Source organism: Priestia sp. P5 (assembly GCF_029522155.1).
In the GTDB taxonomy this organism is placed as follows: Bacteria; Bacillota; Bacilli; order Bacillales; family Bacillaceae_H; genus Priestia; species Priestia megaterium_E.
The window spans coordinates 2,814,212-2,831,423 of record NZ_JAKWFJ010000001.1 but is presented as its reverse complement, the minus strand read 5'-3'; the positions used below and the strand labels follow the sequence as shown (position 1 = coordinate 2,831,423).

At 37.8% G+C, this 17,212-nt stretch carries 19 protein-coding genes; 17 read left to right on the top strand and 2 right to left on the bottom strand.

What is annotated here, in order from left to right:
• Positions 1-90: 90 nt before the first annotated feature.
• The 11 genes from MMB69_RS15135 (at position 91) to MMB69_RS15085 (ending at position 10,383) form a co-directional block, all read left to right on the top strand.
• Complete coding sequence (locus tag MMB69_RS15135; RefSeq protein ID WP_221782681.1) at positions 91-1,455, top strand: glycoside-pentoside-hexuronide (GPH):cation symporter; 1,365 nt, start codon at positions 91-93, stop codon at positions 1,453-1,455.
• 117 nt (positions 1,456-1,572) lie between these two features.
• Positions 1,573-1,818 (top strand): DUF2164 domain-containing protein, encoded by a 246-nt coding sequence (locus MMB69_RS15130; RefSeq protein ID WP_013082790.1) that lies wholly within the window; start codon positions 1,573-1,575, stop codon positions 1,816-1,818.
• A 242-nt stretch (positions 1,819-2,060) separates the two neighbouring features.
• Positions 2,061-3,557: a CoA transferase gene (locus MMB69_RS15125; protein ID WP_221782683.1), complete on the top strand. Its 1,497-nt coding sequence runs from the start codon at positions 2,061-2,063 to the stop codon at positions 3,555-3,557.
• A gap of 143 nt (positions 3,558-3,700) precedes the next feature.
• Positions 3,701-3,853 (top strand): hypothetical protein, encoded by a 153-nt coding sequence (locus tag MMB69_RS15120; protein WP_221782685.1) that lies wholly within the window; start codon positions 3,701-3,703, stop codon positions 3,851-3,853.
• A gap of 79 nt (positions 3,854-3,932) precedes the next feature.
• The gene (locus MMB69_RS15115) at positions 3,933-4,130 is read left to right on the top strand and encodes an IDEAL domain-containing protein (protein WP_013056608.1); all 198 of its coding nucleotides are present in this window, start codon (positions 3,933-3,935) and stop codon (positions 4,128-4,130) included.
• 226 nt (positions 4,131-4,356) lie between these two features.
• A complete protein-coding gene (locus MMB69_RS15110) occupies positions 4,357-4,776 on the top strand; it encodes a universal stress protein (protein WP_050690064.1) in 420 nt (139 codons plus the stop codon).
• A 378-nt stretch (positions 4,777-5,154) separates the two neighbouring features.
• On the top strand, positions 5,155-6,531 hold the full coding sequence (locus MMB69_RS15105; protein WP_221782687.1) for a sensor histidine kinase: 1,377 nt from the start codon (positions 5,155-5,157) through the stop codon (positions 6,529-6,531).
• A 1-nt stretch (position 6,532) separates the two neighbouring features.
• Positions 6,533-7,213 carry a response regulator transcription factor gene (locus tag MMB69_RS15100; protein WP_221782689.1) on the top strand — a complete coding sequence of 227 codons (681 nt, stop codon included), beginning with the start codon at positions 6,533-6,535 and terminating at the stop codon, positions 7,211-7,213.
• Positions 7,214-7,326: 113 nt separating this feature from the next.
• A complete protein-coding gene (locus tag MMB69_RS15095; protein WP_013056612.1) occupies positions 7,327-7,659 on the top strand; it encodes a metal-sensitive transcriptional regulator in 333 nt (110 codons plus the stop codon).
• A gap of 14 nt (positions 7,660-7,673) precedes the next feature.
• Positions 7,674-7,880: a copper chaperone CopZ gene (gene copZ, locus MMB69_RS15090; protein ID WP_221782691.1), complete on the top strand. Its 207-nt coding sequence runs from the start codon at positions 7,674-7,676 to the stop codon at positions 7,878-7,880.
• 85 nt (positions 7,881-7,965) lie between these two features.
• Positions 7,966-10,383, top strand: coding sequence for a heavy metal translocating P-type ATPase (locus MMB69_RS15085; protein ID WP_221782693.1), 2,418 nt, complete (start codon positions 7,966-7,968; stop codon positions 10,381-10,383).
• A gap of 138 nt (positions 10,384-10,521) precedes the next feature.
• Here the strand turns inward: MMB69_RS15085 and MMB69_RS15080 are convergent, their stop codons facing one another.
• Positions 10,522-10,950: a hypothetical protein gene (locus MMB69_RS15080; protein ID WP_221782695.1), complete on the bottom strand. Its 429-nt coding sequence runs from the start codon at positions 10,948-10,950 to the stop codon at positions 10,522-10,524.
• Between the two features lie 228 nt (positions 10,951-11,178).
• On the opposite strand from MMB69_RS15080, the gene MMB69_RS15075 reads away from it, so the two are divergent.
• The 4 genes from MMB69_RS15075 to MMB69_RS15060 all read left to right on the top strand — a co-directional run bounded on the left by MMB69_RS15075 (position 11,179) and on the right by MMB69_RS15060 (position 14,076).
• On the top strand, positions 11,179-11,736 hold the full coding sequence (locus tag MMB69_RS15075) for a YdhK family protein (protein WP_221782697.1): 558 nt from the start codon (positions 11,179-11,181) through the stop codon (positions 11,734-11,736).
• A gap of 194 nt (positions 11,737-11,930) precedes the next feature.
• On the top strand, positions 11,931-13,238 hold the full coding sequence (locus tag MMB69_RS15070; RefSeq protein WP_221782698.1) for an MFS transporter: 1,308 nt from the start codon (positions 11,931-11,933) through the stop codon (positions 13,236-13,238).
• Between the two features lie 263 nt (positions 13,239-13,501).
• Entirely contained in the window at positions 13,502-13,681 is a 180-nt protein-coding gene (locus MMB69_RS15065; protein ID WP_014460510.1) for a hypothetical protein, read from the top strand.
• Positions 13,682-13,755: 74 nt separating this feature from the next.
• Complete coding sequence (locus tag MMB69_RS15060; protein ID WP_221779773.1) at positions 13,756-14,076, top strand: 2Fe-2S iron-sulfur cluster-binding protein; 321 nt, start codon at positions 13,756-13,758, stop codon at positions 14,074-14,076.
• A 226-nt stretch (positions 14,077-14,302) separates the two neighbouring features.
• Here the strand turns inward: MMB69_RS15060 and MMB69_RS15055 are convergent, their stop codons facing one another.
• Positions 14,303-14,869 carry a peptidoglycan-binding domain-containing protein gene (locus MMB69_RS15055; protein WP_221782700.1) on the bottom strand — a complete coding sequence of 189 codons (567 nt, stop codon included), beginning with the start codon at positions 14,867-14,869 and terminating at the stop codon, positions 14,303-14,305.
• Positions 14,870-15,417: 548 nt separating this feature from the next.
• Between MMB69_RS15055 and MMB69_RS15050 the strand changes: the two genes are divergently transcribed.
• Positions 15,418-16,410, top strand: a complete 993-nt coding sequence (locus MMB69_RS15050; RefSeq protein WP_221783418.1) for a YibE/F family protein — start codon at positions 15,418-15,420, stop codon at positions 16,408-16,410.
• A complete protein-coding gene (locus MMB69_RS15045) occupies positions 16,407-17,171 on the top strand; it encodes a YibE/F family protein (RefSeq protein ID WP_221782702.1) in 765 nt (254 codons plus the stop codon). Before MMB69_RS15050 ends, MMB69_RS15045 begins: the two co-directional genes overlap by 4 nt.
• Positions 17,172-17,212 lie beyond the last annotated feature (41 nt).

Genomic DNA, 17,212 nt, shown 5'->3' with positions numbered 1-17,212 from the left:
ACAGGAGACTAGAATCTCATAAAGCAATGAGATTCTAGTCACTCATAATATGATATGAAAGCGTTTTATAGGAGAAGGGAGTTAGGTTATATGAGCATGGGGGTACAGTCAAAAGTTTCTCTAAAGACCGTGTTATCATACGGAATGGGGAGTTTTGGAAACAATATTATTTATGCATTAACAAGTACATATTTAATGATTTTTTATACGGATAGTGTAGGATTAAATGCCGCAGCCGTAGGAACTTTATTTCTTATTGCTAGAATATGGGATGGAATTGCAGACATTATTATCGGAATGATTGTTGATAATACAGAAACGAGATTTGGTAAGTTTAGGCCATATCTTTTAATAGGCGGATTTTTTGCAGCCGTGGCTACAGTCGCGTGTTTTATTAGTCCTGATCTTTCTCATACAGGAAAATTAATTTATGCTTATATCACTTATATCGCGTGGGGAACAAGCTTTGCTATCATGGATATCCCTTATTGGTCGCTTTCAGCAACGATTACACAAGATGTAAAAGAACGAAATAAAGTAGTAGCTTTTCCTAGAACAATTGCAGCAGTAGGGTCTTTATTTGCTAGTTTATTAACTCTTCCACTAGCTCATTATTTTGGAAACTGGTTTATGCTTAGTCTTATTTATGCGTGTATCTTAATGATTACAATGATCATCACATTTTCAGGAGTAAAAGAAAACTATACCGTAAAAAGACAGGAAAAGCAGACGCCAAAAGCAGTTTGGAACTTATTTATTCAAAATAAACCGCTGCGCTACCTGATTTTCTCGATGCTTTTAGTTGAAACGATTTTAACAATTCGAACTACTTTTTCTATTTACTATTTTAAATACAATCTAAATGCAGAGAACATCGCGTCTCTTTATTTAACCTTATTTTTTACCGCACAAATTGTAGGGGCGATCGCGTCTCCTTTTATTTCAAATAAATTTGGAAAGAAACGTGCAGCAATAGGGGGGATTGCGCTAAATGCTGTAGCCACTCTTACAATGTTTGCAACGGGTTTCCACGTTATGCCAGTGATGATTTTAAGCTTTTTAGCTTCTTTCGGCGGTGGAGTTAGCAACATTGCTCAAACATCTATGCTCGCTGACTGTGTAGAATACGGCGAGTGGAAAACGGGGAACCGAGCGGAAGGAATGGTGTTTTCTACGAATATTTTCAAAACAAAGGTTGCTTCAGCAGTGGGTGGAGCAGTAGGCGGGTACATCCTTTCAGCAGTAGGGTACGTGCCAAATCAAATTCAGTCACACAGCACGCTCATTTGGATTGCTTTAATCTTTACGATTATTCCGGGTATTCTCTGCTTGTTATCACTTGTCCCACTCGTAAAATATGAGTTGACGGAAAAGAGATATTTAGAAATTTTACAAGATATGAAAAAGCGCTCAGGCCGCATAAAAGAAAAACCGGCGATGAAAGTGTCTAGCTAATTCAAATCAGCATAGGCATTGTACACAAAAACAACAAGAAAAAAAGACTGCATTTTCTCAGCTCCTCTTGCTATGATGTCAGGTAGACAGATATCAATGTAAAGAGGAGTTTTGTTTATGTTTATTAATTTTTCAAAAGAAGACAAAGATAAAATGCTGAATGAAATTCAAACGTTTTTTTATAACGAACGAGATGAAGAAATAAGTGAATTTGCAGCGGAAAATGTATTAGAGTTTATTAAAGAACATATCGGTCCTCACTTTTATAACCAAGCAATTAAAGATGCGGAAGATATTATGAACCAAGTCATGCTTTCTGCAGAAGAAAATTTACATGCATTAAAAAAACCGATTGAAAAGTAGTTCAAAAAAGAAAATATGAAATAGGAAAAAAGCGTTTTATGTACAAAAACATAAAGCGCTTTTGTTTGTCTGTGAAACAAATTATTTGTTCGTATAAGAGATATATGATACATTCGTTTTAAGATAATATTAACGTTAACGTAAAGGTTACATTAAAGTGTTTTGATTTAACTCGATGAGGGCATAACTTCAGCAAGCAGGGACATAATGAGGTAATTATATTAGGAAAGAAGGGACTATACGTGAGCAACATTACGAAAGATCAGCTAACAAAATCTATTGTGAAAGCAAATGAAAATCGTTTAACGGATAATCGTGATTTTGATATCTATCAAGAGCTGGAAAATGTGCTTCAAGGAGTCGGCTTATCAGCAAAAGACAGCGGAGGAAGCATTACATTTTACGGAGAAGATCCGATTGTTCCTAGTACGCTGCGCCTCGCTTCAGCAGCAGCTATTGCACTAGTTGCTAAGTCAGTAGCTGTCTCAAAAATTTGGAGAATACGCGGAGGAAAAGGTCAAGATATTCATATGGATTTACGAAAAGCTATCCGAAGATTATCACCTTTTTACGATAAAAAATGGGAAAAGCTTAATGGGTATGCCCCGAGTAAAGCAAATGATCCATATAACCCATTAGGCTTTCGCTTTTATCAAACAAAAGATGATAAATGGGTGATGCCGCTGAATCCATATCCACGCTCTAAGCATGAAACGCTAAAGTTGTTAAATTGTATAGAAGACCCTGATGCAGTGGCAAAAGCAATTCGCGGATGGAATGCAGAAGAATTAGAAAAAGCTGCAGCGGAGCGAGGAGTTATCATGCCTGTTGTGCGGACAATTGAAGAGTTTATGAATGAGTCCGTGTATGAAGAAGTATCGCAGCTTCCTTTAATTGAAATTGAAAAGATTGGAGAAAGTGAGCCGATTCCTTTTTCAAAGAATCCTAAAACGCCGCTAGATGGTATTCGAGCATTAGGGCTTGGTCATGTTATTGCGGGAGCAGGATTTGGTAGAGCTCTTGCCTTACACGGTGCGGACGTCTTAAATATTTGGAAGCCAACGGATTGGGAGCATGATCCGATTTACGCTACGTCTAATGTCGGTATGCGCTCTTCAACGCTGGATATCGGTGAAAAAGAAGGAAAAGAAAAAATGGTTGAACTTCTAAAAGAAGCCGATATCTTTTTTGCGAACCGTCGATACGGATTTCTAGAGAGATACGGTCTAACAGCTGAAGAGTGTGCAGAGCTAAAACCAGGAATCATCCACTGCGCCGTTAACCTGCACGGAACGCAAGGAGACTGGGCAAGAAGAAATGGATTTGATCAGACAGCGGGAAGTGTAACAGGAGTCATGGCGTTAGAAGGATCGCCAGAAAATCCTAAGCTGCCTCCTATTGTAGTGGTAAATGATTATGCGGTTTCTTGGCTGCTTGAAGTCGGTGCTTTAATGGCACTAGAAAGAAGAGCAAAAGAAGGAGGCAGCTACCGCGTGCGTGTATCATTAGACCGCGTATCTTTATGGATTTTATCAATGGGCATCTATGACAAAACATACGCTCATCAAACAGCTGGTTCGTCAGAGAAGCATGAGTACATTGCACCGGATCTCTTTACCGCCCAAACACCTTTAGGATTGTACCAAGGGCTTACAGAACAAATCGAAATGTCGGAAACTCCAGGGGAATATAAAACGGTTCTCGTTCCTCGAGGTTCTTCACGCGCAGAGTGGTTGTGATAACAAGAGGCTGGGACAAAAGTATTTTAGTTGAAAGAAAATCCGAACGATGAATCGAGATTCTTGATAAAGAATCCAACTCGTTCGGATTTTTTCATGGTGATGGTGAACGTGGATTTTGTGTATTCTGTTGCTTCTAGCTGTTGATTGGAGGCCAAGGCGAAGACTCCTGCGAGAAAAGCGGAATAGTTGAGCCCCCTCAGGAGTGTAAGCGACGAGGAGGCTCACCGGCCGCCCGCGGAAAGCGAAGCCTTGCACTGAAATCAATTCATCCAATTCGCTCGCCTTTGGATTAAAATGAAAAATAAGAAAAAATATTTGAATAATTATATGATTTCTTATATAATAGCGAAAAGGATGAGGAGTTGACTTGTAATGGAAAACTATACGTCCCGCAAAATGACACAAGAAGAAGTAAAAGTATCAGACGCGACAGCAGCTCAACTAGTGCTAAACAAATCTCTTCGTGACTTTAAAAAAGCACAGCTTTTACTGCAAATTGATCAGTCTTTAGAAAAAAGAGATAAAGAAACTTTTTTACGTTTAACTGAAGAGTTAAAAGAAGTTTGTTAAATAACCTACTAACATAAACAATCAGCCTTTGCTTCTAGTGAGCAAAGGCTTTTTATATGGAAAAAAACGGATAAATGTTTTGTTTTTTCTGAAAGCGGTAAAAGTATAGTATGGATGATAAAGCAAAAATCAAGAAGTCTCTTACTTTATTATTTTTTGCTTTATCATCTACAGCATCTAGATGGTAACGCATCATGAAAGAACAAAAAGAGAGAGGGTTCTTTATATGTATAACAAAATCTTAGTCGCCTTTGACGGTTCGGCACCTTCTATTCGTGCTCTTCAACATGCAAGTAAACTAGCTAAAAGCGTAAATGCTAATAAGCTGACCATTGTACATATTAAGGAACGAATTCACTTGCAGCAGCCTGTTTTTAGCGTTGACTTAGACGCACTGATAGAAGAAGAAAACCGCGATATTTTATCTGAAGCTCACAATTATTTAACTCAATCAGGTATTCCATATGAGGCATACGGTTTAGAAGGCACCGCTTCAAAGAAAATTATCGAATACGCACATGACAATCAACAAGACGTCATTGTAATAGGAAGTCGAGGAAAGGGCTTTGTGAAAGAGACATTTTTAGGAAGTGTAAGTCACGAAGTTGCTCAATCCGCAGAATGTCCTGTTATCATTGTTAAATAAAAAGAGGCTGGGACAAAAGTATTTTAGTTGAAGGAAAATCCGAACGATGAATCGAGATTCTTGATGGAGAATCCAACTCGTTCGGATTTTTTGTTGATTTTATTGATATGGTGAACGCAGGTTTCCTGTATATAGGTGCTTCTAGCTGTGGAATGGAGGGATTTCGTTATGTGTCCATCTTTTTTTGCTTTTGGATTATGTAGTGCTGCGTGCTTAGTGAGTTCGAAATTTACGTTATGATAAACGTATTTTATACGCTAAGCTGTCAGATACCTGTGGTAAACTGTCAGAGAATAATGGTTATTTAATCATGTATGCTTTATTCTGCACAGTTTCTTCAATTATTACTTTTATAATGAAAGCAAAGGATGTGAATAAATGAATAGAATTTCTATTAAGCTTGGACTCTTATTTTTAATGTTCATTTTACTAATTGAAGCGGCTCTCTTTTTTTACTTATATAGCGGCCTTGCCAACACACGAATTTCAGAGGAATTAGAAAGTTTGCGTTTAAGAGGAAACAGTCACCGGGAAGTACTAGAAAAGCATCATGATGCGGCTACGCTTAACCATGTTGCACTGATGGAATCTGAAGCAGAAACTGATGTTGTCATAACAGATAAAACAGGAAAAATTATCAGTTCGTCTAGGCCTTTAATTCAAGGTGCAAGAAAAGCAGTAGAGAAATGGAAAGGAAAGTCTCTTACATACAAAGGTGAAATTATGCAAGGCGACTGGAAAAGCAAACCTTATATCGCCACAGCATCACCTATTAAAAAAGGCCATCAGCAGTTTGGAACAGTTTATATGTTCAAAAACACAAATGATATTCACGAAATGATTGCGAGACTACAGCATCATTTTTACGTAGCGGGAGCTGTTTCCATTTTATTTTCGATTGTGACTATTTTTGCTCTGTCTAAATTTATAACTGCTCCTTTAATCAAGATGAAAAAAGCAACAGAGAAGCTGAGTCAAGGAGATTTGTCTGTAAAGCTTGGTGCTCATTCAAGAGATGAACTTGGACAATTAGGAATGTCCATTCAGTCGCTAGCGAATGAGCTGCAGCGGTTACGAAAAGAGAGAAATGAATTTTTAAGCAGCATTTCACATGAACTTCAAACTCCTTTGATGTATTTAAAGGGCTATGCGGACGTAGCGAGAAGGCCTTCTAATACACCGCAAGAACGTGATAAATATCTTGCCATTGTGGAAGAAGAAGCGGAAAGAATTTCACAGTTAGTCAAAGGTTTGTTTCAGCTGGCGCAGCTGGATCAGCACACATTTTTTATTCAAAAACAAAAAGTAGAACTGGCTACGTATTTGCACACCATAGGCGCGCATTTTAATTTAGCTTTAAAAGAAAAAGAGATGGAGCTGGACATAAGCTGCCCTCAAGGCCTTTACATTTCACTAGATCCTGAAAGATTTCAGCAAGTGATTATCAATTTACTTGATAACGCAATGAAATATTCAAAAGAAGGGACTAAAATTGATTTAATGGTAAAAAAATCAGCTGAATCATTGACAATAACTCTTAAAGATCAAGGAATAGGCATTCCAGAAAAAGATCTGCCTTACGTATTTGACAAGCTGTATCGAGTGGAAAAATCCCGCTCGAGAAAAAGTGGAGGTTACGGATTAGGCTTATCAATTGTAAAGGAGATTGTAGAAGCTCATGGAGGAGAAATAACCATCACAAGCGAGACGGGAAAAGGAACGACTGTAGAGATTGCATTAAGAGAGGATGGATAGGATGGCAACTATTTTATTAGTAGATGATGAAGCAAGGATGCTGGATTTACTAGAACTTTATCTGATGCCAAACGGATTTACATGTGTAAAATTTGAAAAAGGCACAGAAGCGCTGCGCTATCTTTATGAAGGTAACAAAGCAGATTTGATGTTATTAGATATTATGATGCCAAGCGAAGATGGGTGGGAGATTTGTCAAAAAGTAAGAAAAATGTCTGATCTACCGGTCATCATGCTCACAGCCCGCAGCCAAACGTTAGATGTAGTAAAAGGATTAAATATAGGGGCAGACGACTATATTACTAAACCGTTTAGCGAAGAAGAATTGGTTGCACGCATCAGCGCGGTTCTTAGACGTTCCTTAAAAGAAAAGAATGAAATCACCTATAAAGGGTTAGTATGGAGCAAGGAAGACCACGTATTACAATATAAAAATCAGCACATTCAAGTGACCCCTAAAGAGTTTGAATTAGTGGGATTACTTCTTCAGCATTTAAATCGTGTGTTCAGCCGGGACGACTTGCTTGTGTTAGTGTGGGGATATGAGGCTGAGATTGGAGATCGTACTATTGACTCCCATGTGCGAAATGTTCGAGATAAGCTTAGAAAAGCGGGTTTTCCTGTAGACGAATACTTGCAAACCGTATGGGGAATAGGCTATAAGTGGGTTGATGTTAGTTGAAAATGATATGAGCATAGCTATCGAAATTGGTGAAAAGATAAAGTAAGCGACCTTTTCCCTTTACATAGGGTAGGGGGGTATAGTATGATGAAGTCATGAAGGGAGGATGTTAGATGGTCGAAGCGAATCACATGAACAGTGAAGAAAAATGTTGTACGATAAATAGTGAAAGAAAAAGTCACCATTCTCCAGAAGTGAAAAAAAATCTAACAAGCCGATTAAATCGAATTGAAGGACAAATTCGAGGAATTAAAGGATTAATTGAAAAAGATACGTATTGTGACGACGTGATTACTCAAATCGCAGCTGCGCAGTCTGCTTTAAATAGTGTAAGTAAAATTTTGCTTGAAGGTCACTTGAAGCATTGCATTGTAGAACGTGTGCAAGATGGTGATGAAGAAGTAGTAGATGAATTATTAACAACCATTAAACGATTAATGAAATAAAGGAGATGCTAAAAATGGAAAACGTAACATTATCAGTACAAGGAATGTCTTGCGGTCATTGCGTCAAAGCTGTTGAAGGCGGCGTAGGCGAACTTAATGGCGTTAAAAGCGTAGAAGTAAGTTTAGAAGATGCAAAAGTAACAGTTGCATTTGATCCACGTCAAGTAACGGTCGAAGATATTAAAGAGGCTATTGATGACCAAGGTTATGACGTAGCATAAACAGCATCGCGTGCGAATACCTTCGCACGCTTGATTTAGGAAAAATATATACCCCTTATAGGTATATAACAGGAGGCGAAACGTGATGGGTGATAAACAAAAAGAAGCCACCTTGCAAATTACAGGTATGACATGTGCAGCGTGCTCTAACCGAATTGAAAAAGGATTAAAAAAAATAGAAGGTGTAAAAGAAGCAAACGTGAATTTGGCTTTGGAAAGATCTACTATCATATTTGATCCGTCTAAAACAAGTCCACAGGCCTTTGAAGAAAAAATCGAAAAGCTTGGGTATGGAGTTGTAAGTGAAAAAGCCGAATTTGCTATTACGGGCATGACGTGCGCCGCTTGTTCGACTCGGATTGAAAAAGGGTTAAACAAATTAGAAGGCGTGACAAAGGCAAGCGTTAACCTTGCTTTAGAAACGGCTTCTGTTGAATACAGCCCTTCTCAAATAGCTCCGCAAGATATAACGCAGCGAGTTGAAAAGCTTGGATACGGAGCAAAGCTAAAGTCAGAAGAAAAGGAAGAAGAGCAAAGCTACAGAGAAAAAGAACTCAGTAAACAAAAAGGGAAGTTTTGGTTTTCATTGATTTTAAGCGTACCGCTATTATGGGCAATGGTTAGCCATTTTACGTTTACGTCGTTTATTCCTTTACCTCATATGCTGATGAATCCATGGGTTCAGCTTGCTTTAGCTACGCCTGTTCAATTCGTGGTAGGGAAGCAATTTTATGTAGGCGCATTTAAAGCTCTGCGTAATAAAAGTGCCAACATGGATGTTTTAGTAGCACTAGGTACAAGTGCAGCTTATTTCTACAGTTTATACTCTTCTCTTAAATCGCTTGGGTCATCTGCTCATACAGATCAGCTTTATTATGAAACGAGCGCTATATTAATTACGCTGATTCTTTTAGGGAAATTGTTTGAAGCAAATGCCAAAGGCCGTTCTTCAGAAGCAATTAAAAAGATGATGGGCTTGCAGGCTAAAACGGCTGTTGTCATAAGAGACGGAGCGGAAGTTGAAATTCCGGTGGAAGAAGTCCAAAAAGGGGAAGTTATTTTTATTAAACCTGGTGAAAAAGTGCCTGTAGACGGAGAGATTATTGAAGGGCAATCGGCCTTAGATGAGTCCATGCTCACAGGTGAAAGTGTACCGGTAGATAAAAACATTGGAGATAAAGTAATTGGGGCCACACTTAATAAAAACGGTTTTCTAAAAATAAAAGCTACAAACGTTGGCAGGGAGACGGCGCTTGCGCAAATTATTAAAGTAGTAGAAGAAGCGCAGGGTTCTAAAGCGCCTATTCAGCGATTAGCTGATTATATCTCAGGTATATTCGTGCCAATTGTAGTCGGAATTGCACTTCTTACTTTCTTTGTTTGGTATATTTGGATTGCGCCTGGCGAATTTGCGCCGGCTTTAGAAAAGCTTATTGCCGTATTAGTGATTGCATGTCCATGCGCGTTAGGCTTAGCTACTCCAACTTCCATTATGGCGGGGTCGGGCCGCGCAGCAGAATTTGGTATTTTGTTTAAAGGCGGCGAGCATTTAGAAGCAACGCATAAAATCGATACGGTTCTTTTAGATAAAACGGGAACTGTTACAAATGGAACTCCCGAGTTAACCGATGTGCGTATTGCACAAGGCTACGAAAAAAATGAGCTATTGCAGTTAGTTGCATCGGCTGAGCGTTTGTCGGAGCATCCTCTCGCTCAAGCACTCGTAGCAGGTATAAAAAATAAAGGTATAGAGATTCAAGATCCGTTATCTTTTGAAACTATTCCAGGGTATGGGGTGAAAGCAACTGTACAAGAGCAAGAGCTGTTAGTGGGAACAAGAAAGCTTATGAACCAACATAAAGTAAATATTGATACAGCCTTAGAAGAAATGACAAATTTAGAACGAGAAGGAAAAACGGCTATGCTCGTTGCTCTTGACGGAAAATATGCCGGCATGCTTGCTGTTGCAGATACCATTAAAGCGACTTCTAAAGAAGCAGTTTCCAGGTTAAAAGAAATGGGCTTAGAAGTGATGATGATTACAGGTGATAATCGTCAAACAGCTCAGGCTATTGCGATGCAAGCGGGTATTGAGCACGTTATAGCAGAAGTGTTGCCAGAAGGAAAAGCAGAAGAAGTGAAAAAGCTTCAGCAGCAAGGTAAAAAAGTCGCCATGGTAGGAGACGGTATTAATGATGCTCCTGCACTTGCGTTAGCTGATATTGGAATGGCCATCGGAACAGGAACGGATGTAGCGATGGAAGCCGCTGATATTACGCTGATGCGAGGAGACTTGATGAGCATTGCAGATGCGATCGAAATGAGTAGAAAAACAATTTCTAATATTAAGCAAAACTTATTCTGGGCAATGGGCTACAACACGCTTGGTATTCCAATTGCAGCAGTTGGGCTGTTAGCCCCTTGGGTCGCTGGAGCCGCGATGGCCTTTAGTTCTGTATCGGTTGTATTAAATGCACTGCGATTGCAGAGAGTGAGGCTATAAGATATGAAAAAGTGGATCGTCTCAGCTATTTTGTATGTGCTCGCAGTCATAGCAGTATATGCTATGTGGGCAATATAAACTAAAAAATATTAGAGTCATCGAGTCATTCTCGGTGAAAGTAATCTAAAAACAAAGCTGCTAAAGAATATTCTTTAGCAGCTTTGTTAGGTGCAAGGAATTTTTTTGGCTTAATTCATACCCTTTAAGATGAAGGTCCTCGGGATACTTTTGCTGAGCAATTAACACATCGCGTCCATCATCCATAATCCAAATGAAATAATGACGGCTAGAACCATCTCCATAGGTAATGGTCATTTTGCAATCGATGCTCCCAGCAGATTCTTCATCTAAGAGAAGTTTCATATGCTGCGCTTTTTTTATACTGTTAGTGAATGCATTCATATCTTGTTCATCAATAAATGTTTTGAGCGTTTTCATTTTAATGGACGTTACTTCTATTTTTTGTACGCTAGGTGAGAGAGTGGAGTGTGCGGAAGCAAAAGGGGCTCCCATCACCAAGCTAAACGCAAGTAACAGTGAGGACAGAGCAAAGCGTATTTTTAGCATGTTTCTTTCCTCCTTTTATTTTTATACTTTTTCCTTGTGGTAAGTGATTCATACGAAGGCCTTTTTTAGGTACAGGAATTATTCGTGCCTAATTACCTTCATCTTCACAAAATCTGCACAAATTCTGGCTACAATAAAGAAAAGAAGAAGAGTAGGCAAAGATAAGTTGTTTTTAAGGATTAAATGATTTTTATTTTAAAATTTATTATGTGGAAAAGAGGGACTGTTATGAAAAAACAGCTATTTATTCTTGGTGCATCTGTCATTATTGGACTAAGCGGATGCGGAAACGATTCTAGTCATGAAAAGCCTTCAGCTGACAAAAACGAATCCATGCACGATCACTCAGAGATGAATCACTCTAGTTCAGGAGAGGTTCCAAAAGGATTAAAAAAAGCTGAGAATCCAACATATAAAGTTGGAGATAAAGCCGTTATAAAAGCAGATCATATGAAAGGCATGAACGGGGCTGAAGCAACAATTGTTGGTGCTTACGCCACTACGGCCTATACCGTTTCGTATACGCCAAAGACTGGCGGAAAAAAAGTAAAAAATCATAAGTGGGTTATTCAAGAAGAAATAAAAGATGCGGGTAACGAACAGTTAAAGCCAGGTAGCGAAGTGACGCTTGAAGCAGATCATATGAAAGGTATGAAAGGGGCAAAAGCAACGATTGATTCAGCCGAAAAAACAACGGTATATATGGTAGACTACACGCCGACTACAGGCGGAGAGAAAGTGAAAAATCATAAGTGGGTAACCGAAAGTGAACTTTCAACCAAATAGACTGTTAGCGAGAAAAGCCTAAGAATAGATGTATTCTTAGGCTTTTTTTGTTTGCTTCTTGTTTTATGTTTTATAATGATGAATTTCTGACATGATGTATGAAGAAAACTCATGTTTCTTTCAAAAGAAGTTGCGGTATTAAGTAGAATGCTACGGTAATAAAACGAACAAACTACTGATGAAAGGAGCTAGCTATGAGTGAACATACAGTAAAGCGAACAGGACGCACACGATGGTTCATTTCATCTTTGTTAAGCAGTATGATTATTTTAAACTATTTTGATCGTGTAGCGGTGTCAGTGGCCGCTCCTGCAATACAAGATGCATTTCACTTAACGGGAACAGAGCTCGGAATTGTCTTTTCTATTTATACGTATTCTTATACGATCATGCAAATACCTGCCGGAAGCTTACTTGATCGGTTCGGAGTAGCATGGGTGACAAGAGTCGGTATGGTGATTTGGAGTTTATTAACGATGTCGATGGCTTTTTTGCAAGGAAAACTTCTTCTCTATATTGTCCGGTTTTTAATAGGAATAATGAGTGCTTCTGCATTTCCGGCAGCATCAAAAGCTACGTCGCTATGGTTTCCTCCAAATGAAAGAAGCTTACCAAATTCTTTGTTTGATTCAGCGGCCAAATTTTCAAATGTACTTGGCGCGCCTCTTGTAGCATTTCTCATCACCAAATTTGATTGGCGCACAGCATTTTTATCCATTGGAATGATAAACGTGCTGTTTACGCTGCTGTTTTGGTTTTATTACGAAAAGCCAGAAAAGCATAGACGCATATCAGATGATGAGTTGAAGTATATTCAAGAAAATAATCTAAATGCAAACGATGAGCAAACATCAAAATTTTTACATACCTTAAAAGTATTATTTACGAATCGGAAAGTTTGGGGGCTAATGATTGGGTTTACAGGCTATGGATATACGTTTAATTTACTGTTAACGTGGCTGCCAACTTTTTTAAAAGAAAAATACGGTATGGATATCATGTCATCGGGCCTGCTTACGGCAGTACCTTGGCTAATTGCTACATTTGCTGGCATTTTAGTTGGCGGCTGGCTTGTTGATTACCTTATAAAAAAAGGGTATAACAGTCAAAACGTATATCGTACGATCATTGTAGTAGGGTTATGCTTAGGGTTTGTGTTTTTAGGCTCTATTTTCACCGATAATGTCGTCGTAGCGATGATTTGTATTTCGATTGGACTGGCAGGTATATCTGCAACGGCACCAATCGGCTGGTCTATTTCCGCTGAAATTGCGCCTGCAGGCTCTATTTCTCTTCTCAGTTCTATTGTTAATTTAGCTAATAATTTGTTTGGTGGAATTATAGCTACAGCTTTAACGGGATATCTTTTGGATAAAACTGGTTCTTTTAATCTAAGTTTTATTGTAGCGGGAATTGTATTGTTGCTAGGGTTAATTTTTTATATTTACGTGCTGGGAGATATTAAACAAATTAAAATTCCAAAAAACCAACATATAAAGTAAAAAGCTCGAGACAAAAGTAGTGCAGGTAAAGTCAGGCACGAACTATTTATCATGAATGGATGAGTAGTTCGTGTCTTTTATGATCATGGTGAATTTGTTTGTCTGAAATTTAAGATAGGTGCGTATTTTAAAATAGAATTGTTAGTATAGCATGTTCTTAAAAAGGTTAAGATGGTTTTTATGAAGAAATTCTGTGTCTATTTTTGTTATGTCAGCAAAAGTAGATATGAACCGCACTATAAAAAATAGAAAGGCAGAGGAACATGGATCACAAAGAAAGTGAAAACAACACTGAGTTAAATCAAAGCCGCTCATTAAAGGAGCCTCAACGCGTAGAATTATCTAAGTATCAAATTTTAAAAGCACTGATACCTGTTATTATACTTGGGATTGTCGTTTTAGTTGCCGTATTACAAAATGATGGTCTTCTTAATTGGATCTAGGCATGCAATAAAAAGAAACTGCATATAGTGTAATTTAAATCGCTTGTACACAGTAGAGGGAAAGAGGGAGATACATGCCAAGAGTAACCGTTTTAGGATACGGAAGTTTTGAAGTGGAAAAAGGAAAAAAGCTTGTCTTGGCACTTGAAGACAATGGTATAAATATTCTTCATCGGTGCGGCGGAAAAGCCAAATGCACAACTTGCAGGGTAGAAGTGCTCGAAGGTGAATATTGTGATTTAACAAACGCAGAGAAAAATGCATACTCAGAAAGTTCAATTGAAGATCATTTGCGCTTATCTTGCCAAATTCGTGTAAATGAAGATGTCACCGTTCGACCAATACTAACGGTAGAGAGCTCGGGACGTGAAGCAGGACCTCGACCCGCAGAGTAGTCATGTAATTGCAAAAAGCAGCGCGTGGAATGTTCACATGCTGCTTTTTGTATTTTTACCTAAAAAAATAACAAGAACAGCTGTGGGGAGTAAACTAGCGGTTCTTGTTCAAGTAAAGTACCTACGGAATGATTCTTTTAAATTTTAGCATTCTTTAAGGCGGGCAGTAAATCACTCAAAAGAGTGATTATAAAGGCTTTTTTCGAACCGTTATCTGTAAATAGATTTAATTGGATTCTTCAATCACATCTCCACTTTTGTAAATATGATACCAGCCTATGGTACCTGATCCCCCTTGATCCATCCAGTCTTTATTTTTTGCTACGAATCTATAGTAAGCTTTATCGTTGATATCTTTCCGTAAGCGGTCGTCTGTACTGAAGACAATGTTGTCACCGAGTTCTTTTTTACCGAATGTAATAGCCGTGCTGACAGGAAATTGCTTTCTTTCTACCTTGTTCTCATCTAAAGCCGCCCATGTTAAGGGGCCAACAATACCATCTGGAGATAAGCGGTGATCGCTTTGAAATTCTTTTACTACATTTTGCGTTTGCGTACCGAAAATTCCATCAACTGATGTGTTATACTTCACATCTTTTAAGCTTTGCTGTAAGTCTCTTACGTAGCTAGAGTGAGAACCTTTACGAAGCGTAGGTCTCGTTTCTGCTTTAGCTTCAATTTTTTTTGAGTAGGTATCTTTAGCAGCTGCTTCAGTAGTTGGAGTGCTGAATGCTACGCATGTTGTTGCAAGTGTAAGAGTAGAAAGCATGACAAGTGTTTTTTTCGTTAACATGAAATAACCTCCTTGTTTTTAGCAACTATTTGTCGCTTTTCATGAGCTTTATAACTAATTAGTAGCTATAAAGTCAACTTATTATAGCGCAGGCAGTTTTCTATTTGTTTTTATATTCCTATGATTATATAAAATAGTTACAAAAAACTAGTGAAGTAGATAAATCGCTCTATGTTTTCACTATAATTTCATTTTTATCTGGTACAGTACGGAAGGGAAAACGGTAGGTTTGAGGGTCTTTTATACCTACAGTAGTCTTGCCGTATAGCACTCACAATAAACGAATGAAGAGACTGCAAAGGGAATTTAGATCTCTTTGCAGTCTCTTCATGTTGAAAAGCTCTGCGTTCAATTGATAACCAGAAAGGAAAGTATTTATGTCTACTTTGTATTCTCAGCACATAAGGAACCTTTTTTCGAAAGTAAAGTCCAATAAATCATCACGGAAACAAATCTTTCTCTATATACTAGGAATTTGCTGTTTGTGTATAGCGCTAATGGTAACAAACCACAATTATTCTCTTTATAAAAAACCAATAGCTGAGGTAGTGAAGACGAATGTTGTAGAAAAAAACAAATCTGCTGATTTAAATCATAATAAAGATACCGTATATTCTCAGGAAATTGTTGCTAAAATAATGAACGGAAAATATAAAGGAAGGCTTATCCATTTAGAGAATACGTACTCATACTCAGGTGCTTATGATCAAAAGTACACTGTTGGAACAGATCTTTTTGTGTCCTTAGAAAAGAATTCCCAGCATGCTTTAAGCGGCACGATTGAAGGAGTGAAGCGGGACACGCAGGTTACCGCTGTCGCGGGCTTATTTATACTGATTTTGCTGGCGATTGGAAAAAAACAAGGTTTTTATTCAATCATTAGCTTATTTATTAATATTGGACTTTTAATCGGGGCTCTCAATGTATATTTAGCACTAGGGAATGTGAGCTTGCTAGCTGTATGTATTGTTGCGGTCGTTCTTTTTACAGTTATTTCTTTATTATTAGTAAGCGGTAATCAAGAAAAAACGCATGTAGCAATTATTTCAACTTTAATAGGTACGTTTGTTGCTCTATTAATTGCGTACATCGTCATGCAGCTAACAGATTCGAACGGTCTTCATTATGAAGGAATGGAGTTTGTGACGATTCCTCCTCAAAAAATATTTATGAGTGAGGTACTAATAGGATCATTAGGAGCTGTGATGGATGTAGCGATTACGATTACTTCTTCTGTTTATGAACTATATGAAAAGAATAAAGAGATAGCGCACAAAGACTTACTGAAATCGGGCAAGGAAATTGGCGGAGACATCATGGGAGCCATGACGAATATTTTATTTTTTTCATATATAAGTGGAACAATTCCAATGGTTCTTCTTTATTTAAAAAACGGTTCTCCTTTAGGATACACGTTTTCAATGAATTTCTCGTTAGAGTTAATCCGTGCTCTTACTGGCAGCATTGGCATTGTGCTAACGATTCCAATTACACTCTATCTTTCGATTCTTTTTATTTTTAGGAAGGGGAACAGAAAGTGAACGTTTTACTGTTGCTAGCTCTTATTTTATTTATTCTGATGAGTATTGTAGGCGGAAAAAAAGGAATTAGATCTTTCCTTGCTTTGTTCTTGAATTTTGGCGTTATTTTTCTAACCATTCTCTTTATGCTGTCTATAAAAAATACGATTATTGTTACGGTGATCGCTTGTACAATCATTAGCTGCATTAATTTATTTTATATTAATAAATTCAATCATAAAACGCTTGCTGCGTTTGTTTCAACGATTATTACCTTAGCCGTTTTAGTACTCTTTATTTTTGTCATTGAACATCATGCCATGATTCAAGGGTTTGGAGAAGAACAAGAAGAAGAAATTAACGCTTTTTCACTTTACGTTGGAATCGACTTTGCTAAAATAGCCATTTGTACAATTATTATGGGAGCCATAGGAGCGATCATTGATATTTCGCTATCTATTTCATCTTCTATGAATGAATTATTTATTCATGATCCGTCCGTAACTAAAAAAAATCTCTTTAATTCAGGACTGAAAATTGGAAGAGATATTTTAGGCACCACAACCAATACACTGTATTTTGCATTTGTAGGGGGATATTTGACTTTAATTATATGGTTTAAGAGATTGTCGTATTCGTTTGGAGATATTATCAATTCAAAAACCTTTTGTGCAGAAGTCATTTCTATCTTAAGCGGAGGTATTGGTGTAGCCATTATTATTCCAATTACTTCTTGGATTAGTGCCTCTATTTTTTTACAAAAAAGAGAAAAAGCGAAGTAAGTTCTGAAATAAGCGGATTAATTAAAAAGAGGCCGGGACAT